We start from the raw sequence: 24,783 nt of genomic DNA on the forward strand, positions 1-24,783 counted from the left end.
TTTCACCCGATGTTATACCTGCCATGCGCCGACAGGTTACCGAACAGATCGTTGGTGATGTACCGTTCCACGAAATGCCATTGGCCATTCCGCTTTTCAAAGCGATCGCGATAGTCGCCAGTGATGATCGGCTGCAAAGGCAGATCGGGCGCAGCCTGCACCACCAGCACCGTGCTGGTCGCGGTTGCCGCCACATCGCTTTCCGGTTCAACGATCACATTGCAGATCAGATGGCGCGTACGCGGAATACCATCATAAAGCTGCAGAAAGTCGGAAAACATGCGCGTGACTTCCGCTGCATCGTTGACCACGGGATCATCACGTCCTTCGAAATGAACTGTGGCCGAAGCGAACAACTGCCCCATCGCATCCAGTTTCCCGGCATCCAGAAAACGCGGATAGGAATGGATCAGCTTCTGGATCGCCATAAGATCGACGACCCCGAAACCCGTATTCACCGGATCAACCATATGCCGCCTCCCAGGTCCAGGCCCAATGCCCTGCCGGAGGGCCATCCTCAAAACCGAATTCCTTGCGCACATCCTCGATCGAGACGTCGATCCAGTCTTCCCAACGGATCATGAACAGCGGCTTCTTCTGCTTCATGCCCAGCGCGTATCCGCGTGCCGTGCCTTCCAGCATGGCGGGCACGACTGCGGGATAGTGGCAATTCATCCGCATCAGGCTGGTGGACGACAGGAACATCGGCTGGAATGACAGCATCCCGGCCAGTTCGGGTGAGGAAAAGTAATTGAAACATGCCACAGTATTGGCGACAATCAGGGATTCTTCACCCACCGGGCTGGGATCGAGACCGGTAACGATATGTTCGATATCGTGGTTCTGTACCCGGCGTTTGTTGAGATATTCGAAATCGTTGCGCGGCTCCCCGCGGAACATGAAATCGATATCGAGTCCGCTTTCCTGAATAAAGCCACGCACGGCCGCACCAACCGTGCCATCCTTGCAGTGCGACAGGTCGATCTTGTTCCAGTCGGAAACGAAGCGCGCGTCCAGCCATTCGGCAAATTCGGCGTTGCTGGCCTTCTCCTCGTCCAGCAACGTCATAAGCCGTTCGAAATCCATTTCCTCGGCAATCGCGTTGCCGATTTCCGGCACGAGATAGGCTGCAGGCAGATCGTGCCCGTTCCGTTTCAGCCCCATCTGGGCATAAATGTCGCGGAACCGCGGATTGTTCAGATAGCGCGAATTGCTGATCAGAATGGACCCTGCCAGCGGCTCGTTCGCGCCCTTCAGATAATCCGCTTCTTTGCCTTCGATTTTCATGCGTTCAAACCTCTCCCTCGATCCTGTGCGTCAGGATTCGAATCCATACGCGTAGTACAGAATGAGAAATCCCGGCTCAACCGTTCGGGACCGCGAACCGGCCCCGATGTGGTTGCCCGTCAGGATCAGAGCGCTTCATTCTTGAAGTTCTGCCCAAACGCATCTGCGATAATCATCGGGTTCACGTATTCTTTCCAGAACACGACAATATCGCCTTCAAAACGCAGAATACCCAGATACCTGTTGGAATAATGCACCCCGGTGGACTGAAGCACCGTGTCCGAATGGTATTCCACGATCAGCGTATCGGGATCGAGCTGGTCGTAAAAGCTGTCGACCTGATGGTGATACCCGTCGCAATCCGCCATCCCGCCACGGGACATCTCGATAAAGGCATCACGCCCGACCATTTGTTCGGGAAACCCCTTGATTGGCGGATAAGGCCATTCGAACACGGCCTGTTCGTCGACATGGCGGCCGAAAGCGTCGAAATCCTTGCGCCCATATGCATCGATCAGTTCGGCAAAAATGGCGCGCAGCCGCGCTCTCCTGTCATCCTCGAATCCCACTCAAGCCTCCTCTATGCTAAGCACAGATGGCTTCAGAACGCGGGATATGTCAACGCAAAACGGAATATTTACATATCAAATTATCGCTTTGCGTATTCATTGAGCGATAGTCGTCATCCTATAGTCATGCTTGAACATGCGGTGCGTCAGCTCATAACGGATGCGCGCGATCCCGGGGATAGGATCGATCGTATCGTGCAGGTAATCCGCCAGATGGGTGGCGCTTCGCACCCAGGTGATCGCCATGATATCCGCACGCCCGATCAGCGAGGCCACGTAAGTGACTTCCGGCAGGGCAACGAGAGCATCGAGCACGCCCTGCAACGGATAGCTCGCGTCCACATCGATCCAGAGATAGGCGATGACGGAATCGGGAATGTGATCGATGTTGGTTACCGCCACGACCTGCATGGCCTTTTCATCCATCAGCCGCTTCAGCCGCAAACGGATCGCCCCTTCGGTAAGCCCGAATTCGCGCGCAATCTCGCGATTGCTGACGCGCGCATCGCTCGCCAAACGATCGAGCAACCGCCGATCAAGATCGCTGAGTTCGATTTCCCTCATTCGAAACGCCCCCAGGGTTGCACATATTTGACGATGTTCATGGCCAGCGCAGCCTCCACACCGATAACGCCATCGATCTGCGGTATGGTTTGCGTCACAAGCAGGTTCAACGCCGCCATATCTCGTGCAATAACCTGAATTTCCAGATCATTACGGCCAATAACCGACAGCACGGAGATGACCCCGGGAATATCGACCAGATCGTTCGCAACCTCGTCGATCGTCCTGCCGCGAATCTTCAGCCCAAGTAGCCCGGTAAAGGGATATCCCATCGAACCGAGATCGAGCTTGGCGACAATCCGCATGGAATCGGACTCTTCAAGACGGCGAATGCGCGCCCTGACAGTCGCTTCGGTCAGCCCAACCCTTTGCGCAAGTTCACGGATCGGAACCCGGCCATCATCCCGCAATTCAGCGATGATCGCCTCGTCGTGTTCATCCAGTTGACGCCTCAAGCACCCACCCCTTTCGCTTGAACGGCGCTATGGCATCACGCCTGTTTTTGCAAACCTGTAAAACAGCGGAACAATATTGCACAGATGGATGCGAATTCGCAAAATGAAAATCCGGATATTTGCCCTTATCGTTTTGCGCATCACATAATGGGCAGCACTGCTACAACTGTGCCGCCTATCCCCTCAGGCAAAAAAACGATCGCATCAATTAAAGCCGTATATGGCGCACCGTGGGGACAGGCGTTTCCTCCGCACGGACCCACCGGAGCAGCAGAAATCCTTCGTTATGGCCATGTGTGGTCAGCCAGTTCGGCCGACCCGGATCCTGATGCGCGACAACGATTGTCGCAGTGCCATCATCGTTCAGCTCTACGGTACCATTGTTGATGCAGGCCGGAACATAACGGTAATCGAGCGATTCCATCCACCAGTTGTTGACCTGGATATTCCAGAATTCGCACGTCGGTATCGGGGTGTCGATCAGCAAGGCCTCGCCCGGTTCCAGCTTCCAGTATCCGTGGACATAGAAGATCGCCGGGTCGCCTCCGGCCTTCTGGAACATCTCCTGCCCCCAATCGCGCATGTCATTGGGGTGCGACATGAACATCTTCGACCAGTCGGCAAACAGTTTCGAACTGTTCACAACAAAATCGGCGGCGCCCGTCAGCCGCGCGCGCAGTGCATCGGGATCAAGCGGATCGGGCATCGCCGGCCCTTCGCTGATCCGTTCGATGGCAAATGCCGCGGGCACTTCGCTGCGGCGGTCGATGAAGGTTTGCCGCACTTGCAGGATATTGGAATCCGCCGCCAGCGGGAGCCACGCCGAGCCATCGTCCGGCTTTGTCTGGCTCGCGATGATGACGAAGTCGCCATTGGCGTCCGCCCCGAACTCATCCCCCTGCAATTCCCCGGTTGACGCCATGGTGCCGTCGATCGCGTAACGGTTGGCTTTCGAACCGATGCTGAGATAGCTGACCGAGCCGATATTCCCGGTCAGCCGATAGGTGCGATCGCCGCCGATCGTGGCGGACAGATAGAGGTTATCGGGATTGTCCCCGCCCAGTTTCGCGGTTTCATGACTGGGCCGCACGAAAGTGGGGAAATCCGGATCGCCCCCCTCCAGATAGATTTCCAGACCCAGGCGGATCAGGCGGCTGAGATAGCGTGCACCCTCCGCCTGATCGAACGCCGCCACGGGCGCCCCTTCGGCGGTCAGCGTGGCGCGCGCTTCGCCCAACCGCGCGGTAAACGCATCCCAGACATCTGCACCCGTCGTCGTGTTCATATCCCTGCTCCCTTGTGCCTCATCACCCGGTCAGTTGCCCGCCATCGAGTATCAAAACCGTGCCCGTGGCATACCGTGCCTCATCGCTTGCCAGATAGGCAATGGCTGCGGCGATTTCGGCCGGGGTGCAGGCATCCCGATCGGTGAGCTTGGGCATGTTGCGCCCTGCAGCCTCGGTAAAAATGGCAGGGTCGATGCCACCTGCGGCCGTGGTCTTTTCGTGCATCGGCGTGTTGACGCCGCCCGGTGCAATGGCGTTCACCCGGATGCCATGGCGCGCCCATTCCAGCGACGTGCTCTTCGTCAGGGCAATCACGCCCGCCTTGGAAATGCCATAGGCGGAGGTGCCATATACCGGATGCAGACCGCTGGCCGAAGCGACATTGACAATGCAGCCCTTTGCGGCGCTGAGCGGTGCAAACGCGGCCTGTGTCAGATAAAATGGTCCCGACAGATTGATATCCAACGTACGCTGCCATGCGCCCAGATCGGTTTCCTCGATCCGGCCCCAGGTCATGATCCCGGCAATATTCAGCAGGATATCGATCCCACCCATTGCCGCCTGCGCATCGCCAACCAGCTTCAGCGCGGCAGCGGGATCGCGCGCGTCATAGGCAAACGCATGGCCGCCAAGCCTGTCGGCCATGGCCTGCGCCCCCGCAACATCGACATCCCCGATTGCGACAGTTGCTCCTTCGGATGCGAAACGCTCCGCAGTGGCCTGCCCGATGCCCGATGCCCCGCCTGTCAGCAACACGCGCCTGCCGGCAAACCGCTGTCCCATATCAGTCCCGTTCCTTCTCGATCAGATCATGTCGATTGCGCAACGCCACCCATGCGGCGACCGCGAGAAACACACACCCCGCTGCCGTGAACGCACCCAGCGCCCCAAGATGGCGGCGCAAGGGATCGAAAATCAGCGGATTGAGGAATTGCCCGGCGTTGAGAGCGCTCACGATCAGGCCCATGGCGAGCGCATGCACCGTGGGCGACACCCGGCGGAACAGCAGCGATGCAGTGGCCGGTTCCGACATGCCTGCGCCGATCCCCACCAGCGCGCAGCCGAGGAAAATCATCCAGATTTCCGATGAAAGGCCGATCAGCACGAGGCCCGCCCCCATGCTCAGGGCATCGATCGCCAGAAAACCATGCAAGCCGATCCAGCGCCGCAGGAAACCGAAGGCCCAGGCGGAAACCATCGCCACAAACGATGTCGCGGCGATGACCACGCCAATCGTCTCGGCACTGCCAATGCCCTTGTGGGCCAGCACGAACCCGGCCTGAATCGGCGGGGTGAACATACCCAGCGTCAACAGGATCAGCAGCGCATAATAGGGCCACACGCGCGCCAGTTCGGGCGCGGGCTTTGCTTCCGTCCGGTCCACCGGCACATGACCCGGCGCCATATCGCGGATCACGAACCACGAAACGAACAAGACGGGAATGCCCAGCAGATAGAGCGCAAAGGGCATCTGCCAGCCGCCGATATCGACCAGCCTGCCGCCAAAGATCAACGCCACACCTGCCAGAAGCGAAGAGACCGACGTGGCATAGCCGAGCACGCGTTCGCGCGTGTGCCCCGAGAAATGATCACCAATCAGCCCGAGGCAGGATGTCAGCACACCCCCGCCCGCGATACCCAGCAACAGACGCAGCACGATCAGGGCCTCGCGGCTTTCTGTCAGCAGGACGCCCGCGCCACCGATAATATAGAGCACCAGCGATACCAGCAGCACCGCGCGCTGCCCCACATGTCCGGCCAGCCAGCCCGCAACAGGCGCCGATGCGATCAGCATGGCAGCCGGCAATGTCATCACGATCTGCGAGAAAAGCTGACTGCCCGCATCGGCCCCGAAATGCTGCGCCATCGCGACCAGCGCCGGGGCCGCCGCCATCGGAATCAACGATACCAACGCGGGCCCGGCAATACAGACAGCCGCCACCAGCCAGCCCGCATTTCTGTCTGCGGTGGCCCCGTTATCAAGCCCGGCACGCATATGGCGTGCGCTCAGATCGCCTGAGTGGCGAGCGTTGCGTCGCGCATCGCCCCTTCGATGTAACCGACCCCGGTGCAATCGCCCACGCGATGCACCGTGAACCCCGCCGCCGCGAGCGCATCGGCGAGCGTTTCGTCCCCGGTCGCGCCTTTCGCCACGATCACCGTATCCGCGCCGATCATGCGTTCCTGCCCGCCGTCATTGGTATAACGCACGGTGTGGTCGCCAATGCTGAAATCACTGGCATTGGTCAGCATGGCAACGCCCAGTTCGTGGCATTCGTCGATCGCGCGAAAACGGCGGACCAGCGGGATACCCCGGCCGACACGCGATGATTCCTCGAGAACGGTGACTTTGCGCCCCCGTTTTGCGAGAAATTCCGCCAGTTCCAGCCCAACCAGTTCCCCACCGATAATGACCACACGCTTGCCCAGCGGCATCCAGACTTTCGATCCCTGACGCAGCAGGGCGAGCTTGCCCGTAAGCCCCGTCAGATTGCCCAATCGCATCGCCACCCGCGTGGGCCGCGTGGTCTTGTCGGAAATCCGGTCCAGTTCACGGCCCAGCACAAGACTGCGCATATCGTCGCCGGAAAACACGAAATCGCGATCCGCGCCCGGGATCGGCGGCATCGTCCGCTTCGCGCCAGTCGCCACGACGATCTCGTCAACCTGCAGTTCCCGCGCCAGTTCCGGCGTGACTTTCGTGCCCAGCCGCACTTCGACCCGACCATCGGTGACCTGCCGCTTCAACCAATCCACGATGCCCTGGTTGGGCGCATAGGCAACCGATGCGAATTGCGCGGTGCCGCCCAGCCGCATCGTCGTTTCACACAGGGTCACCTTGTGGCCCTTGTCCGCCAGCAGACGCGCAGCCTCCATGCCGCCGGGGCCACCACCAACCACCAGAACTTTCTTGTGCCGTTCGGGCGCAGCGGGGCGCCGTTCCGTTTCGAACCCGGTCATCGGATTGACCGCGCACATCACGTGGCTGGAATTGAAAATCGCGCTGATACAGGTGTAGCAATAGACGCAGGGCCGCACCTCTTCAGGCGTACCGGCAGCCAGCTTGTTAGGCAGGTGCGGATCGGCGAGCAACTTGCGCCCCATCGTCACGAAATCGAGCTTGCCCTGCGCAATGAACCGGTCCGCATCTTCCGGCTCGATCCGCCCCGGGCAAATCACCGGGACCGAAACCGCCGCCTTGATCGCCGCGGCATTGCTGACGAAACAATTGGGAATGTCCGTCGCGTGGCCGGTGGAATAGGTGCGTCCGTAATTGGAATCCCCATGCGCGCTGACGTGTATGGCATCGACACCGGCTTCCTCGGCCAGTTGCGCCGTGCGGATCGCGTCCTGCAAGGTGATGCCATAATCCATCAGGAATTCCTGGCTGTCGAAGCGCATCCACACGGGATAGTCCGGACCGACCGTTTCGCGCACGGCGCGGATCGTGCGAGTCAACAAACGCGCGCGGTTTTCAATCGAACCGCCGTAATTGTCGGTGCGCTGGTTATAGGCCGGGGACAGGAAGGTGGAGAAGATATAGCCGTGGCCGGCATGCAACTCGACGGCATCGATGCCTGCACGCTTCGCCCGGTCGGCCGCTGCGGCGAACAGGTTCACGATGCGATCGATGCTCTCTTCGGTATCCAGCGTATCGTACTTGATTTCGCCCATGGTAGCGTAGGGTTCGAAGAACTTCGCCTGCTCTTCCTCAAGCATGACGTCGACGAAATCGCCGCTGTCCTTCGAGGCCTTGGGCACGGATGGGCACGCCAGCGGCCGCCCGTCGAGCATGTCGGTCATCGCCGTGATGCCAGCGTGGTGCAACTGCACGGCAAGCTTGGCCCCATGCGCATGCACTTCATCAGCCAGCGCCTTCAGACCGGGAATAAACCGGTCATCCGAAATCGCTTCCTGCCGCCAGTTGCTGGCACCCACGGGGAACCCGACAGAAACCGATCCCATCGTGACCAGTGCCGCGCCCCCTTTGGCACGCTCCGCATAATATGTGCGCAGACGTTCTCCAACGGAGCCGTCTTCTTCCGCAAGGTTCGATCCCATCGGCGAGAAGAAGATGCGGTTGCGCAATTCCAGCTGGTTGATCCGACCGGGCGACAGCAGGTGCGGAAAGCTCTTTTTCTTGAACACGCCCATCTTTCAGGCTCCTTTCGAGACCTTGTGCACCGGCAACGCCGCAACACGACTCCGCATCCGACCCTCCCTGAGATATTCTTCAGCCAGCTTATGGAAAGCATCGACTGAATTCAACCTTAATTGCGCATATATCGCGCATATTACTACGCAAAGAGATATAGATTATCTCATATCAATCATATTGCGTATTTCCGCAGATACCAATCCGCCACGCAACAAGCCCGGAGACAGCAAAGCTGCCCCCGGGCATATGCACCTTTGAAAAAGGAGAAGTAACGTCAGGCGGCGGCGTGCTGCGGAATTTCCAGCATCACTTTCACCGCTTCGGGCATACCCTGCTTTTCGAAAGCCTCGGCAATCTCGCTCAATTGATAGGAGTGCGAGATCAGGCTTTTGCGATCCACCTGCCCACGCTGCATCATCTCCAGCGCCTCGACCAGTTCCTCGGGGGCATAGCCATTCGAACCGATGATCACCGGCTCCTTCTTGATGACATAGCTGAAATCGATCAGCATCTTGTCTTCGTAAGCCCCGAAACACACGATCCGCCCGCCGCGATTGGCAATGCAGCGCAGCGCGATTTCCAGCGGTGGCGGCCCCGGAATATGCGGAATATACCCGGCACAATCGATCACCACGTCGATTTTGGCGGACTTGCCGCGATAATCGTCTTCTCCGCCACACAGGGCCACGGCGGCATCGAAGATATCGGCATTGCGCGGGTTGATCGTATCGCTCGCCCCGACGTCCAGCGCGGCCTGCAAGCGCACGTCCTGCACATCGATGGCGATCACCCTGCCCACATCCGGACATTTGGCGCGAATGGCCTGTATGACGCCAAGACCGATAATCCCGACGCCGAACACCATGACATTTTCGCCCGGCTTGATCTCCGCCTTGCGAACCATCTGCAACCCGTCCGCCATCGGTTCGGTAGTCGCCGCTTCTGCAAAGCTCACCCCTTCTGGGATGCGGACAAGCTGGAACGGGTTGACCGGCACTGTCACGAACTGCGCCATGCCGCCGCCATAGCCGGTGACGCCAACGACCTTCTCGCCGACGGCCCAGCCTTCGACCCCTTCGCCCAGTTCCGCGATCCGCCCGGCGAATTCGTGACCAGGCACATCATAGCCTTCGGGCGTTTTGCGAACGAGCGAATGGCGATAGCTGTTGTTACGGTACATGTGCAGGTCCGATCCGCAAATGCCGCAAGCCTCCACCGCGATCAGAACTTCCCCCGGCGCGGGCACAGGCCTGGTCGCGTCATCGCGGGCCTCGATCTTGCCGGGATCAATATAATTGGCTGATTGCATATCGTTTTCTCCCACGTTGCCCGCATTCAGCGGCGGGCAATCGCCACATCTGTTTCCGCCGGCGCCTGTGCGGCGTGTTTCTCGAAGGCCCGCTTGGTCGCCGTCTGGATAACTTCGATGAAACCATCGCGGTTTTCCCGCGCCCAGTCGTAGGAACGCTGGCGATTGCGATTGTCGCCGTTGATCGCAGGCAGGACATAACGGGCGATCATTTCCATCGAACGCTTCTTGTCGCGCGTATCCGCCCAGTTCTTGTCCAGCATCAACAGGCAGCCGAAATCCGGTACTTTCTGTTCAAGACGATGAACCTGCGCGATCGCATCATCCGGCGTACCCACCACGATTTCACCGGATTCGATCAGGTCTTCCAATGTCTTGTGCGCGGGTGAATCCGGCAATTGTTCCGACTGGTTCTTGATATAGAGCAGGTACCGTTCATAGCCTTCACGCACCTGATCCATCGCCTTGTCGCGCGTTTCCGCGATATGGATATCGGTAGCGCAGCGGATCGACGACGGGTCCATCGCCCGGCCTTCGCGCGCAGCGCCTTCGCAAGCGATCTTCCAGTTGGTCGACAGGGCATCGAAGCCCCCGTAGCTGGTGGACGCAAGGCACAGCATCCCCGCCCCGTATTTCGCGGCCAGCGCACCGCCATTCGGCGAAAATGTGCTGGCGACGCACACTTCGATGTCCTGCTGAAACGGCAGCACCTGACAATGGGCATCCTTGAGATCGTACCATCCATCGTACTTTTCGGTCACCCATTCGCCGCGCAGCAGGCGCGAAATGACCGAAAGCCCGACGTCCAGTTTGTCGCGCGATTCCCGCGCATCCAGCCCCAGCATATGCGCATCGCTGACCAGCAGCCCCGGTCCCGCACCAAAAATGGTGCGTCCGAAAGTCAGATGATCGAGTTGCGCAATGCGGTTCGCGGTCATCAAGGGGTTGTGATAGGGCAGCGAAACAACCCCCGTGCCGAGCTTGATCCGCTTGGTCCGTTGCGCGGCAGCGGCAATCATCAGTTCCGGCGAAGGGCTGTTTTCATAGCCACCCGTGTGATGTTCGCCGTACCAGAATTCATCGAAACCAATCTCGTCAGCGAATTGCGCGAGATCGAGATCGCGTTCGAACGTCAGTGTCGGATTTTCATCAAGCGGGTGAAACGGTGCGAGAAACATCCCGGCCCGCAGTTTGACCTTGCGCATAGGCACCTCTTCCATGTGATTCTCTGGATTCAATAAATACGTTATGTAACGTAATGGTATCGAATATACAACGGTTTCGTCACAGCATTTGTCACGCGCGTAAAAACGCTTAAGAATCGCACGCAAAGTGTACCAAGGAGAGGGCTTTGGCCAGCCACACCAGCGAAGAGACAGAAATACGGGCAGGCGTGGGTCGGCCAAGAAGCGGCGAAATTGACGAACAGATTGTCGCTGCCGCACGCGCGCTGCTGGCCGAAGGTGGGTACGAAGCCATGACCTTCGAAGCGATCGGCAAGCTCACCGGCATTGGACGCCCCACGATCTACCGCCGGTGGCCCAGCAAGGCGCATCTCGCCGCGGCTATCGCGTACGGCAAGAACAGGCCCCTGCCCCGGACCGATGGCGATCTGCGCATGCAGATCCAGGCACTGGTCGATCAGGTGGCGCGGCAATACAGCCATCCCGAAATTGCGGCTGCAGCGATCGGACTGATCAATACCTTCAACAGCGACGATGGCTTACGCAGCGAACTTCACAAACCGGCTGAAGATGATGCGCGCAGGCAAATGCACGAAATCGTGGCTGCGGGCAAAGCGGATGGCAGCGTTTGCCCCGATGCCGACGCCGATATCCTGTTCGATATGATCGTGGGCACGCTCATCTTCCGCATCATGTTCAGCTCGAAAGAAATACCTGCGGATCACATCGGCAAGCTTGTCGACCATTTGTGTCGCGCACTCACCCAGCCAGCCTGACGTCTGGGCACAAACTAGAGCATCGCGGGCGGCAGCGGTTCGCGCCCAAGGATCATGTCGGCCGCCTTTTCCGCGATCATGATCGTGGGCGCATTGGTGTTGCCCGATACCACGCGCGGCATGACCGATGCGTCGACCACGCGCAGGTTTTCCACCCCGTGAACGCGCAGGCGGGCATCGACCACCGCATCGTTCCCCGCGCCCATGGCGCATGTCCCGGCGGCATGATGATCGTTGGTCAGTGTGGCGCGGATATAGGCGTCGAGCGCCGCATCATCGTCCATGTTGGCGACCGGGATGTCCGGGGTAACCCCGAATTCCTGGAACGCGGGCTGGCGATAGATCTCGATCGCCGTGCGCAAGGCTTCGCGCAGCCGCGCACGATCGCTCTCTTCGGCCAGATAGTTGGCGTCGATCACCGGGCGCGCGAGGGGGTCGGCTGACGCCAGCCGCAGTGCGCCACGGCTTTCCGGCACGGTCAATTCCATGCGGTTGACCATTCCATGTTCGCGGACCGGCATCGATGTCAGCGGATCGAGCCGGATCGGCACGAACTGATATTTGATATCGGGGATGACCTGTTCGGGAACGGAGCAGACCATGCCCACCGCCTCGATCGAACAGTTGGCCATAAACCCCCGACGCCCGAACACGCCCTTTGCCAGTTCCTTCGCCGCGACCAACGGATTGAGCAGGCTGGAATAGCTGACCGGCGCCGTGCAGCGGGCATGTGCGGTCACGCTGGCATGGTCGTGCAGGTTCTTGCCCACCCCGGGCAGCGCAGCCACGGTGCGAATACCGTGCCGCGCCAGTTCCTGCCCATCGCCAATGCCGGACAGCATCAACAGGTGCGGTGATTGGAACACCCCGGACGAGACGACCACTTCCCCGGCGGTGCAGACCAGCGCATCCTGCCCACGCGCCATCTCAACGCCGGTCGCACGCCCGTTTTCAATCACGATCCGCGTGACCTGAACGCCTGTCATGACTGTCAGATTGGGGCGCTGCTGCACAGGCTTGAGGTATGCCGACGCCGTGCTCCACCGCCGTCCGCGCCAGATGGTCGTTTCCGCCGGGCCGAACCCCAATCGGTTCGCTCCGTTGATATCCGGATTGTAAGGGTGCCCCGCCTCCACTGCCGCGTCGAGGAAGGCGCGCGCCAACGGGTGTTCCACCTGCACGCGCTTCACATGCAGCGGTCCACCCGTGCCGTGATAGGCATCGCCGCCTTCGCTATGATCTTCCGCCCGCTTGAAATAGGGCAGTACCTCGCGATAGCTCCACCCCGCATTGCCCATGGCGGACCAGCCGTCATAATCGGCGGCCGCCCCCCGACAATAGAGCATGCCATTGGTCGAACTGGTTCCGCCCAGCACCTTGCCCCGCACATCGCGCATCACGCGCCCGTCCACATGCGGCTGCGGCACGGTGCTATAGACCCAGGAGAATTTGCCCGGGCCGTACATGGAATTGAAAAAGCCGGGAATATGGATCAGCGCGCTCTTATCCGCAGGTCCTGCCTCCAGCAGCAGGACCGCGATCGCCGGATCGCTGCTGAGCCGGTTGGCTAGGACGCATCCCGCAGAACCCGCCCCGATGACGATCACATCGAAATGGCGTTTTTCCTGCGACATCTATCTCTCCGTTGCTTTGGCATGAAACCCGCGTTGGGCAGCCACTCCCCGTCCGCGCGCCTATGCGCCCTTGTCGGGCGTGGCGGTGGTATCGGCCCGTTCGGTTGCCGTAAAGACCCGGTGTCGCAACGTGTCAGCGCAAGGTGCGGAACGTCGCACGGATATCCTCTACCAGCACCTCGGGCTGCTCTGCCGCAGCGAAATGCCCGCCGGAAGGATGATCGGCGAGGTGGTGGACATTGTAGATCGGCACCAGCGCATCGCCGAACAGCCCCGCCCCATCCTTGCGGAACAGCGACACGCCGGATGGCGCTTCGACCATCGGCTGGCGATCGTGTGACGGGGTCCACCGATGCCGCCCTGCTTCCGCGTAATAGCGCACGGTGGTGCCGAAGCTCTCCGTCACCCAGTACAGCGTGGCCTTGGTCAGAATATCGTCGCGCGAAAAGGCCCGTTCCACATCGCCATCGCAATCGCTCCACGCGCGCAGGCGTTCCAGCAGCCATGCCAGCATCCCGACCGGCGAATCGTGCATCGCATAGGCCAACGTCTGCGGATCGAGCATGTGGGTCGTCACATGGCTGGCAATCCGCCGTTCGACCGCAATGGCATGCGCCGCCATATCAGCCGGCATCTTGTCCAACTGTCCGTCGAGCAGGGCATAGGGGCGATCGCTGGAAAACGCGCCAAGGGTCATCGGCGCGGAAACCTGAATGCCGATCAGGCTATCGGCATATTTGTGGCCCAGTTGCGTCGTCACCATGGCACCCCAATCCCCCCCTTGCGCGGCATAGCGGGGAAATCCCAGAACCTGCGTCATCAGGGTTTGCCAGAGATCGGCTGTCGTCCAGAAGTTGAGCCCGGTCTTCCTCAGCGGGGTGGAAAAGCCGAAGCCGGGAAGCGACGGCACGATCACTTCAAAGGCATCCGCAGGATCGCCACCGAACGCCGCCGGGTCGCTCAAAGGGCCGATAAGGTCGCGATAATCCCAGAAGGTCCACGGCCAGCCATGCGTCAGGATCAGCGGAACGGGATTGGGGCCTTTCCCCGGTTGGCGAAGATAATGCACCGGCACATCGTCGATAACCACGCGATAATGATCGAACCTGTTCATTGCGGCCTGATGCGCAAACCAGTCGAATTCTTCCGCCCAGTATTCCACCAGCGGCCGCAAATAACCGGCGTTAACGCCGTATCCCCAATCGTCGTTGGCAAAATCGGCGGCCCAGCGCGTGCGCCGCAGACGGTCCCGCAAATCGTCAATCACCGCACCGGCGATATCCACCCGGAATGGCTGCGGTTGTGGCCCGGCACCTGTCATTGCGATCCTCTCCTTTGGGTATCGCAGACTATTGGCGCAATTTCCCGGCAGGCGATAGCCGGATCCTACAATCGCCCTTCCGCCATGAGATCGAGCGGATTGCGCCAGTCAACAGCACCCAGAAAACCGCCGTTCACTTCGATCCCGTCGTGCAGCGCGTACCCCAGAATGGCTTGCTGATCGCGCGGCAGCGTCCGCACCAGATCGATCGGGGCAGTCAGATAATTGTTATCCTCGGTACGCAACCAGCCGAGGCAATAGCTCAAATGCATGCCCCGGCGGCGCTGATCCGTGGTGTTCTCGCCCCCGGCGTGCAGTGTGGAGCCCAGATAGAACGCGGCATCGCCCGGTTCCATCTCTGCCACGGCGATTTCGTGCGGCTGCGGCACGCGGTCCTTTTCCCATCTATGGCTGCCAGGCACAATCAGGGTTGCCCCCCGTTCCGCCGTGAACGGGCCGAGCGCAATCATCGTTGCGAATTCCAGCGGGAACCCCAGTGGCGGAAGATAGGGCCAGATGCCATCGTCGCGATGGAATATCTGCTGTGCCGCCCCCGGCCAGCGATCCATCACATCGGCGAAATTCAACTGGTAGGTCGCGCAGTGCGGGCGCAAAATCCGTTCGCATTGCGCCATCAGCACAGGATGGCACAGGACATCGCGCCGAAACACGGCGGACTTGCCCGCCAGCCCGGCCAGATGGCGGGTCTGCGGACCGAAAAACTGCGTCACCGTGCCGTTCATGTAACTGCGCGCGACATCGTCCTCACCCGCAAAGTATCCGTCAATCTCAGCGTTGAACGCGTCGAGCGTGGCGCGATCCAGCATCGCGCGAACAATCACCACCCCATCGGCCAACATCCGTGCCGCAATCGCATCCGGATTATCGTGGGCGTGAAACCGGGCGATCTGCGCAGAGGAAATTTCTGTATTCATCAAACCATTCTCCCAAGATAGTTTCACGGCATACCGGACGCTGTACGCCCTCGCAGGGGGGCAGAACCCGTCAGTCCGCAACGTGTCCTTGCAGGAGAGGATCTTGGCCAAAACGGCACTGTTTGAAGATCCGCGCACCGTACGCCTGATCCACCATGCCGCGCGCATTTTTATCGAACGCAGCTATGAAGCCGCAACGGTCGAAGACATCGCGTCCGCAGCGGGCATGGGCAAGGCCAGCGTCTATCGCATGGTTGGCGACAAGGCCGCGCTGCTGAATGCCGTCATCGCGCACGCCACGCACCATATGCTCCTGGCCTGCAAGGTCGCCTTTGACCCCCAACGCCCCGCCGAAGACATGCTGACCGAATTTGCCGTGGGCTATATCACAGCCATGTATCGCCCATTTGCGGGTGGACTGCCGTTTTATCAGGTCGCCCGGCTGATGATTGCCATGGGTTTCAGCCGCCCGGAAGTGATGCAGGATTTTATCGCGGCCTATCAGGCCGATGGGGTCGAACCGCTTGTCCGCTATCTGCAATGCCGCTCTGATGCGGGCGAACTCGCACCCACCGATCGGCGCGATGCCGTGACTTTCTTTCAGTTGATCTTCTACACCGATCAGGCCCTTGCCTATCATGAAACAGCGCCATCGCCCGAGGTGATTGTCGAAACCGCGCGCTATCGCGTGCGACGGTTCCTCTATGGATGCGCCCTCTCCGATCAGGCCAAAGCCGGATAAATGGTCACTGCCCCTGCCATGACGGCCCCACGTCCTATGGCGACGTGCAAGGATACGCTGGTGGACACCCCGCACATGTGCAAACAATCACGCACGTGAACGCAACGCTTTTTCCGGAATGCCGATCGGTAAAAAGCTTGCCCGATGCCCGGCTTCCGCCATCCGCATAAGGAACCCATACCATGACCGACACCAAGCCTCTCGTTGCCGTTGTCACCGGTGCCAGCCGTGGCGCCGGACGCGGCATTGCCGTTGCGCTCGGTCAGCACGGTGCCACCGTTTATGTCACCGGACGCAGCATTCGGGCGGGCGATGCCGCCTTGCCCGGTACGATCAGTGAAACCGCGGAAGCGGTCACCGCCGCTGGCGGCAAAGGCATTGCTGTGCAGGTCGATCATGCCGACGACGCCAGTGTCGCCGCACTGTTCCAACAGGTCGAGGACGAACAGGGTCGGCTCGATATTCTCGTCAACAACGTCGCGCATATCGATGACGATCTGATCAAGCCCGGCGGTTTCTGGGAGAAATCCATCTCGCTCGCCAGGATCATCGATGTCGGGCTGCGCAGCCAATATATCGCCAGCTATTACGCTGCCCCTCTAATGGTCAGGCAGGGTAGCGGGCTGATCGCCTTCACCTCCTCACCCGGTGCCACATGCTATATGCATGGCGCGGCTTACGGCGCACAGAAGGCTGGCACTGATAAGATGGCCCATGACATGGCCGTGGACCTGCGTCCCTATGGCGTGGCCACGACATCGATCTGGATGGGCATTCTCGCAACCGAACGGACGAAGGCATCGGCTGTGGAACGGCCCGATGAATATGCGCAAATTCTGGCCATCGCAGAAACACCGGAATTCACCGGCCACGTGATTGCAGCGATCCACGCCGATCCGGCGCGCATGGACCTGTCGGGCAAGACCCTGATCGGCGCGGAACAGGCGCAAGTGTATGGCATTACCGATGAAGGTGGGAAAGTGCCGCAATCGCACCGCGACTGGCTGGGAAGCCCCAACAGTTACAGCGATGCCATTGTCGCCTGAATCGCACCTTGTGTAATTTTGGGGCACTGCCACCCGCACAAGGACGCGGTGCCCCCGTTCACTATCCTCGAATCGCCGCGATTGCAGCAGACCAGGACAATGCAGGCACACAAAAAGTGGCGGTTTTCCGCATTTTTGGAGCGCGATAGACGCACGAGAGTGTCGTGAACGACACAATCCACAAGATTCGCAAAATCATTGCCACAACGTATGCGCGCGCCCTCTGGACGGCCCGATTTTATCCGATATATTGACCTCAATACAAAAATGTACCTGCGTCCAAAAACGCACATTTAATGGGAGGGAGCATAATGCATCATCGTAGGAATTCCTGTGCGCGTCGCATCGACAGCGCATGGCGGTTCGGCGCTATCATTGCGTCAATCGGCCTGATGGCCGGTGTAACGCCGGCATTCGCGCAGGAAGAAGGCCCCGCGCCTGCACAGGCGTCGACCAGCAGCAGTGGCCTTGGCGATATCGTGGTTACCGCACGTCGTAGGGAAGAAGCCCTGCAATCCGTGCCGATTTCCGTACAGGCTTTCAGCGGCGAGGCACTGAGCAAGCAGAACGTTCAGGACGCCAATGACCTGCAAAAACTGGTCCCCGCGCTGACCACGTACCAGCAGGCACGCGACGAAGTGACCATGTCGATCCGTGGCCAGTCCAGCTCGGGCGCATCGGCGCAGGGCCAGAACCCGCGCGTCACCGCCTACTTCTCGCAGGTTCCGCTGCAGACCGGCGACAATGGCCCGGGCAAGTTCTTCGACTTGCAGAACGTGCAGATTCTGAAGGGCCCGCAAGGCACGCTGTTCGGTCGCAATTCCACCGGTGGTGCCGCGCTCTACGAACCGACCCGCCCCTCGCAGAATTTCGGCGGTTACGTCAATCTGCAGTATGGCCGCTTCAACGATCGCCAGATCGAAGGCGCGATCAACGTTCCTGCAGGCGATACGCTGTCGTTCCGCTTCGCCGGCAAGGCCGCCAAGCGCGATGGCTTCACCAAGACCGAATATTACGCACCGGGCGCAACCACGCCCAAGCATCAGAAGCTCGACGATCGCAACTACTTCGGCCTGCGCGGTTCGATGCTGTGGACCCCGTCCGATCGCTTCGAAAACTTCCTCATGGTCGATTATACGAAGTCGAGCACGAACGGATCGTCGCAGCAGATCGCCGGTATTGATGCGACCAAGACGTTTGCGGCAAATATCAACCGCTTGCCGGGAGGTGGGCTAAACACTGCGCAGCCTATTCGCCTGTCGCTCGGCGGCCCTTACGTGTCGCTTGCCCAATTCAGCACCAATCCCGCCCAGTATTACGCGCAGGCGGTAGCTGATGGCGCGGTTGCCTATTTCCCCAATCCGGCAACGCAGAATGCCGTGGCATGGCAACAGCAGATGGGCCCGCGCTATTCGCGCACCAGCGTCGATGCCGTTTCCAAAGCGATCGGCTGGGGCATCACGAACATCAGCACGTTCAACATCAGCGACAATCTGACGCTGAAGAACATCTTCGGTTATCGCCGCTTCAAGCAGAACAGCCGTTATGACATGGACGGCACGGCATTCCCGCTGCTCGATCAGATCACGCCGGACGGACATTGGGCAACCAATCTGCGCCAGATCAGCAACGAAACCCAGTTGCAGGGGCAGGCACTCGACGGTGCTCTGGACTTTACTCTGGGGGCCTTCCTGCTGTGGAGCAGTTCGCCGAAGCCGCAGTACCTTGTCCAGATGAACCTTGGGACGCCATCGCTCAGCATCTCGGACCCGAAAGAACGCAGTCAGGCCGTGTTCGGTCAGGTTTCGTATGATTTCTCGAATGTGGGCGCCGAAGGGCTGAAGCTGACTGCAGGCTATCGTTATACGCACGATTTCCGTTCGGTAACCTCTGCCAACTACCGCGATTCCTCGGCAACGCTGGCAAATGGCTACAAGTTCTCGCTGGCGCCTGCGACCTGTAACCTGCTCGCCGGGTGCCCGACCTCCATCAAGGCCAGCTTCAACGCCTCATCCTACAACATCGGGCTGGACTATCAGGTCAATCCGCAAACCCTGCTCTATGTCACGCACCGTCGTGGCTACCGCGCAGGCGGCCTCAACCCGCAAGCCTACAACTTCGGCATGCAGTACGGGCCTGAAACGGTCACTGACTTCGAAGCCGGTTTGAAGACCGATTTCGCGGTTGGCGGGATGGATGGCCGCTTCAACTTTGCGGCGTTCCATTCGATCCAGAAAGACGCGCAGATCAGCCAGCCGTTTTCCACCACCCACCCGGTCACGGGTGCACCGTCACTGGTCAACCTGATTGTGAACGCTGCGAAGGCCAAGGTGAAAGGTATCGAAGCCGACCTGACGCTGAAGCCAATCGAGAACCTCACTCTGGGCGCCTCGTACTCCTACACGGACGCCAAATATACCAAGGTCGTCGATGCGCAGACGGGTGCGATCATTACCGGTCATCCGTTCGCGTTCCTCGCCAAGCATCGTCTGAATCTGTCGGCCAATCTGGTCGTGCCGCTTTCCGACACGGCTGGAGAACTTTCGTTCGGCGCCAACTGGGCCTATTCGAGCAAGTACAGCCTTTCGGTCACCAAGGACCCGCTGGGCGTCGAAAACGGCTACAACCAGCTCGACTTGCGCGCCGACTGGAACAACATTGCCGGACAGGACGGGCTCTCGCTCGGCGTGTTCGTCAACAACGTGACCAAGGAAGTGTACAAGATCGGCGGCGTGCCGATTTACACGACCCTCGGTTCCACGAGCCTGCTGTTCAGCGAACCGCGCACCTGGGGTCTCCAGCTGCGTTACCGCTTCGGCGACTGACCGGGTTCCGGCCTGCTGCCTTGGGGGGTTAACAGCAGGCCGGAATGACAATCGCACTACAAAGGGATCGGGGCCTGCGCTCCGATCCCTTTTTTGTTGATAGCGCCGTTACATCGTCGCCACGTGTTGGAAATACCGGGTCGGTGGTGTAACGCCGGATGGCGAGGCAATACTGCCGTGACAGGAGCATGCGGGTTCCCCGGACGAGAGTATCTTCTCCCGATATACGGCCCCCCGCGCACGACCATGCAGCCCCTTATACGGCCCCGTCCGAAACCGCCGCTGATCCCGGAATATCACACGTTTATCGCGGGTATCCTTTCGTGGATCGCGCGATGATGCTGTTCGCGATCACAGCCTGCCCATCACAGTTTTGAATGGATCGCGCCCTCACTGCTTGGGGCGATCCCGCCATTCGGTTCGCCTGAAGTGCCAAAAGGCGTTTGTCAGCCGAACCCAATGATTAACGGATATGGAAAAATGAACAGATTCGACAATCGCACAGTCCTTATCACCGGCGCCGGTTCGGGCATCGGTCAAGCCACCGTGGCCCGTATTCTCGCAGAAGGCGGCACGGTTCTGGCGGCCGACATTTCGGAAGCCGGGCTCGAAACCACCCGCACCCATGCCGAACAGTCCGGCCACGCCGACCGCCTGACCACGCTGGTGGTGGACGTTTCTGACGAAGGTTCGGTGCAGCGCGTCATTGGCGATGCGCTGAAGGCCGCCGGCAAACTCGACGTACTGGTCAATGCCGCCGGGATTCTCCGTTCGGTGCACACGCACGAGTGTACGTTGGAATTCTGGAACAAGGTTCTGACCATCAACCTGACAGGTACATTCCTCGTCACCCGCGAATGCCTGCCCGCATTGCTGGACACCGGCAATGGCGTCGTCGTCAACTTCAGTTCGACATCGGCCAGCTTCGGCCATGCCTATATGGCGGCCTATGCGGCATCCAAGGGCGGCATTCAGGCTTTCACCCACACGATTGCCCTCGAATATGCGAAGCAAGGTCTGCGCGCGGTATCCGTTTGTCCGGGCAGCATCCAGTCCGGCATGACCAGCGATCCGGGCCTGCCCGCCGATGCGGACTGGTCGCTGTTCGCGAAAATGTCGCCCGCTCTCAACCAGGGTGGGTTCGCTGGCCCTGAAAACATCGCCGCAGCGATTGCCATGTTCGCCTCCGACGATGGCAAGTTCATCACCGGCACCGAACTGCGGATCGACGGCGGCACCCACATGTAAGAAATGCAGGAGCCGCGACACAAAGCCGCGGCTCCTCAACCTGTTCCATCGCCACTAATCGACTCTGCGGCTTCCCACGGGGTTAACCGCCCCCATCAGCAACAGCGCCCGGCACCCTTGGAACCGTAACGGGCCTGTTCCCGATTTCGGAAGAACGCCACGCGGTCCATCGGCGGTTGACCGGGATGGTGGGCCGCCATATGCGCCAGATAGGCATCATAGTCCGGCTGGCCGACCATCAGCAGCGCAGTTTCGCGAAGCTTGCGCCAGAACCCGTTCATTGTGCCGGTTCCATTTCAGGCAGGACTTCACTCGCGGTAGGGGCATCGGCCCGCCGCGCGGCCAGACAGGTCCGGATCGTAAAGACCAGCAGCGACAGGACCACCAGCAGGAACAGCCCGCACAGCGCCGCATCGATCCGGTCGTTGAAAATGATCCGTTCCATCTCCGCCATCGACTTTGCCGGGGCCAGCACTTCACCGCGCTGGGCCGCAGCAGAAAACTTCGCGCCATGCGCCAGGAAGCCGACTGCCGGATCGGAGGAAAACAGCTTCAGTGTCCCTGCCGTAACCGTGCAGACCAGCAACCATGCCGCCGGAACCATCGTGACCCAGGCGAAACGGGCTTGTTTCATACGGAACAGCACCGCCGTTGCCAGCATCAGCGCAATCGCGGCGAGCATCTGGTTCGAAATACCGAAGACCGGCCACAGCGTGTTAACCCCGCCCAGCGGGTCCGTGACGCCCTGATAAAGGAAGAAGCCCCATGCCGCGACGCACAGGCCCGTCGCGATAATCCCCGGCACATGCGATGTGCTTGCCCGCATGGAAGGCACCGCCAGCCCCAGCAGGTCCTGCAACATGAACCGCCCCGCCCGCGTTCCCGCGTCAACCGCCGTCAGGATAAACAGCGCCTCGAACAGGATCGCGAAGTGATACCAGAACGCCTTCCAGCCGGGCCCGCCCAGCACATGGGCAAATATCTCGGCCATGGCAACGGCCAGCGTCGGCGCGCCGCCTGTGCGGGATATGACAGAATGTTCGCCGACTTCCTTCGCCGTCTGCGCCAGAAAATCGGGGCTGACCGGGAAACCCATCGCGGTGACGGCAGCAGCGGCCGTGACCGGATCACCGCCGGTAATGGCAGTCGGGCTGTTCATCGCGAAATACAATCCCGGATCGAGGATCGAGGCCCCGACCAGCGCCATGATCGCGACGAAGGCTTCCATCAACATGCCGCCATAACCGATAATCGGCGCATCGCTTTCACTGGCGATCAGCTTCGGCGTGGTCCCGCTGGCGATCAGCGCATGAAACCCTGACACGGCACCGCAAGCGATAGTGATAAACAGGAACGGGAACAGCGCCCCTGACCATACCGGCCCGCCACCATGCACGAACTGCGTCAGCGCGGGCATCTTGAGCGGCGGGGCCATGACCACGATGCCAATGGCCAAAGCGGCAATGGCACCGATCTTGAGGAAAGTGGACAGGTAATCGCGCGGCGCCAACAGCAACCACACCGGCAGCACAGAAGCCACCGCCCCATAGCCGATCAGAATCCAGCACAATTGCACCGGGGTGAAGGTGAACAGCGGCCCCCAGAACGGCGATGCCGCGATGTTCTGCCCGTAAACGATGGCCAGTATCAAGCCGACAAGACCGACCAGCGAAACCTCGCCAATACGCCCAGGCCGAATCCAGCGGGTATAGATTCCCATGAAAATCGCCAGCGGGACAGTCGCCACCACGGTGAACATGCCCCATGGGCTTTCCGCAAGGGCCCGCACGACGATCAGGGCGAGTACCGCCAGAATGATGACCATGATCATGAAGGCCCCGATCAGGGCAATCGTCCCTGCCACCGGCCCCATTTCCATGCGCACGAGTTCGCCCAGCGATCGCCCGTCACGCCGCATGGAGATGAACAGCACCATGAAATCCTGCACGGCGCCGGCCACGACAACCCCGGCAATGATCCACAAGGTTCCGGGTAGATAACCCATCTGTGCGGCCAGCACCGGGCCGACCAGTGGCCCCGCCCCTGCAATCGCCGCAAAGTGATGCCCGAACAGCACGCGTTTATCGGTGGCAACATAGTCCAGCCCGTCCGCGCGGTAGACTGCGGGCGTCGGGCGCGACGGATCGAGCCGCATGACATTGCGCGCGATGTAGAGGGCGTAATAGCGATAGGCGACGAGGAAGCAGCATGACGCCGCAACCACGATCCACAGCGCGTTGACCGCCTCCCCCCGGGAAAAGGCGACCACCGACAGGGAAAACGCCCCGACCAGCGCCATGACAATCCAGGGGAGATGCTGCGTTACGGAGCCCTGCCCTGCCCCGTTGGTCCGATCAATGAGCGCCATATGGTTCTAGCTCCGGTTGCGCGTCGCGCTTTGACGTCTGTACTCCTGCGGGGATTGGCCCGCAATTCTTTGAAAGGCCAAGGTAAACCCGGTCCTGCTTGAAAACCCCAAAAGGTGCGCAATCTGTTTCAGCGGCTGATCGCCTTCCTGCAAAAGGATTCGGGCCTTCTCAAACCTTTGGCGTTCGACGAAACGATGCACCGTCTCGCCGGTCGCCGCGCGAAACAGGCGCATGAAATGCCGTTCGCTGATATCGAGCAAAGCCGCCAGTTCCGCGATCGTGATGCGCGATGTGAGATGCGCGTCGACAAAGGCATAAATCTTGCGCAACTCACCCTGCGACAGGCTCCGTGCGACCGGTGTCTCTTCGCACGTCTTGCGCAAGTACCGCAGGATATCGACCAGGATGATCCGTCCAATCGCGTCCAGCACGATATCGGAGGCGAAGCCTGGCGTAGCCGTCTCGCGCACGAGGCGATGCATCCCGTGGGTGACATCCGGGCAACGAATATCCAGACAATCCCCCAGCTTTGCCGGATCGCGTTCACGTGCCAGCACATCGAGATCGTTATCAGCCGGCCGGAAGTGCAAACGCGCGACCCGGAAATTTCCGCCCGGCCCGCGCGTATGGAATGGCACTGTTGCCGGTGCGATCAGCATGGTTCCAAGCGGCCGTGGTGGGGAGAGGCGGTTATCGATCTCATGCCAGCCTTCGCCGCGCCTGCCGGGCGCTGTCTCGGCCATACTCAGCACGTGACTGGAATGCACCACGCGCCTGTCATGGTTCGCGGGCCAATCAAACCGGCCATATTCGAATTCCATGTCCGCCGTTCTGGCAGTGACACCTGTCATATTGCAGCCCCGCTCCTCACGCTCCTCAACTGTCGGGATTTTGAACACAGATGGCGGGATTCATAACATCGTCCCGATTGTTGCTGCATCCATACCTTTATATCTTGCCGAGCATTTGCAGAGTGCGCGCTTCCAACCGGTTGGCGCAAGGATATTTTGCGCAGGAGCCTGAAGTTGACGAAAATTCGCATCTCATCATGTCTGCAACACGTCATTAATGGCT

General features: G+C 60.2%; 22 protein-coding genes. 5 read left to right on the forward strand and 17 right to left on the reverse strand.

The features are described 5' to 3' along the window. Positions 1 to 2: 2 nt before the first annotated feature. From EGO55_RS02750 to EGO55_RS02800, 11 genes are all read right to left on the reverse strand, one after another. Positions 3 to 470: a nuclear transport factor 2 family protein gene (locus EGO55_RS02750; protein ID WP_021689464.1), complete on the reverse strand. Its 468-nt coding sequence runs from the start codon at positions 468 to 470 to the stop codon at positions 3 to 5. Beyond that, positions 463 to 1,287, reverse strand: a complete 825-nt coding sequence (locus tag EGO55_RS02755) for a Coq4 family protein (protein ID WP_021689465.1) — start codon at positions 1,285 to 1,287, stop codon at positions 463 to 465. The genes EGO55_RS02750 and EGO55_RS02755 overlap by 8 nt, the downstream gene beginning before the upstream one ends. Positions 1,288 to 1,412: 125 nt before the next feature. Further along, a complete protein-coding gene (locus EGO55_RS02760) occupies positions 1,413 to 1,856 on the reverse strand; it encodes a nuclear transport factor 2 family protein (protein ID WP_021689466.1) in 444 nt (147 codons plus the stop codon). Between the two features lie 96 nt (positions 1,857 to 1,952). Beyond that, positions 1,953 to 2,420: an Lrp/AsnC family transcriptional regulator gene (locus tag EGO55_RS02765; protein WP_021689467.1), complete on the reverse strand. Its 468-nt coding sequence runs from the start codon at positions 2,418 to 2,420 to the stop codon at positions 1,953 to 1,955. Then, entirely contained in the window at positions 2,417 to 2,875 is a 459-nt protein-coding gene (locus EGO55_RS02770; protein ID WP_021689468.1) for an Lrp/AsnC family transcriptional regulator, read from the reverse strand. The genes EGO55_RS02765 and EGO55_RS02770 overlap by 4 nt, the downstream gene beginning before the upstream one ends. Before the next feature lie 208 nt (positions 2,876 to 3,083). Continuing rightward, complete coding sequence (locus EGO55_RS02775; protein ID WP_021689469.1) at positions 3,084 to 4,160, reverse strand: DUF1214 domain-containing protein; 1,077 nt, start codon at positions 4,158 to 4,160, stop codon at positions 3,084 to 3,086. A 22-nt stretch (positions 4,161 to 4,182) separates the two neighbouring features. Continuing rightward, the gene (locus EGO55_RS02780; protein WP_021689470.1) at positions 4,183 to 4,944 is read right to left on the reverse strand and encodes an SDR family NAD(P)-dependent oxidoreductase; all 762 of its coding nucleotides are present in this window, start codon (positions 4,942 to 4,944) and stop codon (positions 4,183 to 4,185) included. Position 4,945: 1 nt separating this feature from the next. Next, positions 4,946 to 6,157, reverse strand: a complete 1,212-nt coding sequence (locus EGO55_RS02785) for an MFS transporter (RefSeq protein WP_021689471.1) — start codon at positions 6,155 to 6,157, stop codon at positions 4,946 to 4,948. An 11-nt stretch (positions 6,158 to 6,168) separates the two neighbouring features. Continuing rightward, positions 6,169 to 8,316 (reverse strand): oxidoreductase, encoded by a 2,148-nt coding sequence (locus EGO55_RS02790; protein WP_021689472.1) that lies wholly within the window; start codon positions 8,314 to 8,316, stop codon positions 6,169 to 6,171. Between the two features lie 278 nt (positions 8,317 to 8,594). After that, complete coding sequence (locus EGO55_RS02795) at positions 8,595 to 9,629, reverse strand: zinc-dependent alcohol dehydrogenase (RefSeq protein WP_021689473.1); 1,035 nt, start codon at positions 9,627 to 9,629, stop codon at positions 8,595 to 8,597. Between the two features lie 26 nt (positions 9,630 to 9,655). Continuing rightward, positions 9,656 to 10,834 carry an LLM class flavin-dependent oxidoreductase gene (locus tag EGO55_RS02800; RefSeq protein WP_021689474.1) on the reverse strand — a complete coding sequence of 393 codons (1,179 nt, stop codon included), beginning with the start codon at positions 10,832 to 10,834 and terminating at the stop codon, positions 9,656 to 9,658. 146 nt (positions 10,835 to 10,980) lie between these two features. On the opposite strand from EGO55_RS02800, the gene EGO55_RS02805 reads away from it, so the two are divergent. Further along, positions 10,981 to 11,589, forward strand: a complete 609-nt coding sequence (locus tag EGO55_RS02805) for a TetR/AcrR family transcriptional regulator (protein WP_021689475.1) — start codon at positions 10,981 to 10,983, stop codon at positions 11,587 to 11,589. A gap of 14 nt (positions 11,590 to 11,603) precedes the next feature. Here EGO55_RS02805 and EGO55_RS02810 read toward each other — a convergent pair whose 3' ends face one another. From EGO55_RS02810 to EGO55_RS02820, 3 genes are all read right to left on the reverse strand, one after another. Next, positions 11,604 to 13,223, reverse strand: a complete 1,620-nt coding sequence (locus EGO55_RS02810; protein ID WP_021689476.1) for a GMC family oxidoreductase — start codon at positions 13,221 to 13,223, stop codon at positions 11,604 to 11,606. A 133-nt stretch (positions 13,224 to 13,356) separates the two neighbouring features. Further along, complete coding sequence (locus EGO55_RS02815; protein ID WP_021689477.1) at positions 13,357 to 14,544, reverse strand: epoxide hydrolase family protein; 1,188 nt, start codon at positions 14,542 to 14,544, stop codon at positions 13,357 to 13,359. Positions 14,545 to 14,609: 65 nt separating this feature from the next. Beyond that, entirely contained in the window at positions 14,610 to 15,479 is an 870-nt protein-coding gene (locus tag EGO55_RS02820) for a phytanoyl-CoA dioxygenase family protein (RefSeq protein ID WP_021689478.1), read from the reverse strand. Between the two features lie 103 nt (positions 15,480 to 15,582). On the opposite strand from EGO55_RS02820, the gene EGO55_RS02825 reads away from it, so the two are divergent. The 4 genes from EGO55_RS02825 (at position 15,583) to EGO55_RS02840 (ending at position 21,340) form a co-directional block, all read left to right on the forward strand. After that, a complete protein-coding gene (locus tag EGO55_RS02825) occupies positions 15,583 to 16,221 on the forward strand; it encodes a TetR/AcrR family transcriptional regulator (protein WP_021689479.1) in 639 nt (212 codons plus the stop codon). Between the two features lie 182 nt (positions 16,222 to 16,403). Then, a complete protein-coding gene (locus tag EGO55_RS02830; protein WP_021689480.1) occupies positions 16,404 to 17,267 on the forward strand; it encodes an SDR family NAD(P)-dependent oxidoreductase in 864 nt (287 codons plus the stop codon). Positions 17,268 to 17,578: 311 nt separating this feature from the next. Next, positions 17,579 to 20,092: a TonB-dependent receptor gene (locus EGO55_RS02835; RefSeq protein ID WP_040715152.1), complete on the forward strand. Its 2,514-nt coding sequence runs from the start codon at positions 17,579 to 17,581 to the stop codon at positions 20,090 to 20,092. 480 nt (positions 20,093 to 20,572) lie between these two features. Continuing rightward, positions 20,573 to 21,340, forward strand: coding sequence for an SDR family NAD(P)-dependent oxidoreductase (locus tag EGO55_RS02840; RefSeq protein ID WP_021689482.1), 768 nt, complete (start codon positions 20,573 to 20,575; stop codon positions 21,338 to 21,340). Positions 21,341 to 21,435: 95 nt separating this feature from the next. Here EGO55_RS02840 and EGO55_RS02845 read toward each other — a convergent pair whose 3' ends face one another. The 3 genes from EGO55_RS02845 to EGO55_RS02855 form a co-directional block, all read right to left on the reverse strand. Further along, a complete protein-coding gene (locus EGO55_RS02845) occupies positions 21,436 to 21,621 on the reverse strand; it encodes a YbdD/YjiX family protein (RefSeq protein WP_021689483.1) in 186 nt (61 codons plus the stop codon). After that, positions 21,618 to 23,639 carry a carbon starvation CstA family protein gene (locus EGO55_RS02850; protein ID WP_040715180.1) on the reverse strand — a complete coding sequence of 674 codons (2,022 nt, stop codon included), beginning with the start codon at positions 23,637 to 23,639 and terminating at the stop codon, positions 21,618 to 21,620. Before EGO55_RS02850 ends, EGO55_RS02845 begins: the two co-directional genes overlap by 4 nt. Positions 23,640 to 23,714: 75 nt before the next feature. Beyond that, positions 23,715 to 24,560, reverse strand: a complete 846-nt coding sequence (locus tag EGO55_RS02855) for a helix-turn-helix domain-containing protein (protein ID WP_021689485.1) — start codon at positions 24,558 to 24,560, stop codon at positions 23,715 to 23,717. Between the last annotated feature and the right edge of the window lie 223 nt (positions 24,561 to 24,783).

It is taken from the genome of Caenibius tardaugens NBRC 16725 (genome assembly GCF_003860345.1).
GTDB classification, from domain to species: Bacteria; Pseudomonadota; Alphaproteobacteria; order Sphingomonadales; family Sphingomonadaceae; genus Caenibius; species Caenibius tardaugens.

Coding starts and splice junctions, on each gene's coding strand:
- EGO55_RS02750 (WP_021689464.1), bottom strand. CDS start 470: ATGGTTGATCCGGTGAATACGGGTTTCGGGGTCGTCGATCTTATGGCG.
- EGO55_RS02755 (WP_021689465.1), bottom strand. CDS start 1,287: ATGAAAATCGAAGGCAAAGAAGCGGATTATCTGAAGGGCGCGAACGAG.
- EGO55_RS02765 (WP_021689467.1), bottom strand. CDS start 2,420: ATGAGGGAAATCGAACTCAGCGATCTTGATCGGCGGTTGCTCGATCGT.
- EGO55_RS02775 (WP_021689469.1), bottom strand. CDS start 4,160: ATGAACACGACGACGGGTGCAGATGTCTGGGATGCGTTTACCGCGCGG.
- EGO55_RS02780 (WP_021689470.1), bottom strand. CDS start 4,944: ATGGGACAGCGGTTTGCCGGCAGGCGCGTGTTGCTGACAGGCGGGGCA.
- EGO55_RS02785 (WP_021689471.1), bottom strand. CDS start 6,157: ATGCGTGCCGGGCTTGATAACGGGGCCACCGCAGACAGAAATGCGGGC.
- EGO55_RS02790 (WP_021689472.1), bottom strand. CDS start 8,316: ATGGGCGTGTTCAAGAAAAAGAGCTTTCCGCACCTGCTGTCGCCCGGT.
- EGO55_RS02795 (WP_021689473.1), bottom strand. CDS start 9,629: ATGCAATCAGCCAATTATATTGATCCCGGCAAGATCGAGGCCCGCGAT.
- EGO55_RS02800 (WP_021689474.1), bottom strand. CDS start 10,834: ATGCGCAAGGTCAAACTGCGGGCCGGGATGTTTCTCGCACCGTTTCAC.
- EGO55_RS02810 (WP_021689476.1), bottom strand. CDS start 13,223: ATGTCGCAGGAAAAACGCCATTTCGATGTGATCGTCATCGGGGCGGGT.
- EGO55_RS02815 (WP_021689477.1), bottom strand. CDS start 14,544: ATGACAGGTGCCGGGCCACAACCGCAGCCATTCCGGGTGGATATCGCC.
- EGO55_RS02820 (WP_021689478.1), bottom strand. CDS start 15,479: ATGAATACAGAAATTTCCTCTGCGCAGATCGCCCGGTTTCACGCCCAC.
- EGO55_RS02830 (WP_021689480.1), top strand. CDS start 16,404: ATGACCGACACCAAGCCTCTCGTTGCCGTTGTCACCGGTGCCAGCCGT.
- EGO55_RS02835 (WP_040715152.1), top strand. CDS start 17,579: ATGCATCATCGTAGGAATTCCTGTGCGCGTCGCATCGACAGCGCATGG.
- EGO55_RS02840 (WP_021689482.1), top strand. CDS start 20,573: ATGAACAGATTCGACAATCGCACAGTCCTTATCACCGGCGCCGGTTCG.
- EGO55_RS02845 (WP_021689483.1), bottom strand. CDS start 21,621: ATGAACGGGTTCTGGCGCAAGCTTCGCGAAACTGCGCTGCTGATGGTC.
- EGO55_RS02850 (WP_040715180.1), bottom strand. CDS start 23,639: ATGGCGCTGGTCGGGGCGTTTTCCCTGTCGGTGGTCGCCTTTTCCCGG.
- EGO55_RS02855 (WP_021689485.1), bottom strand. CDS start 24,560: ATGACAGGTGTCACTGCCAGAACGGCGGACATGGAATTCGAATATGGC.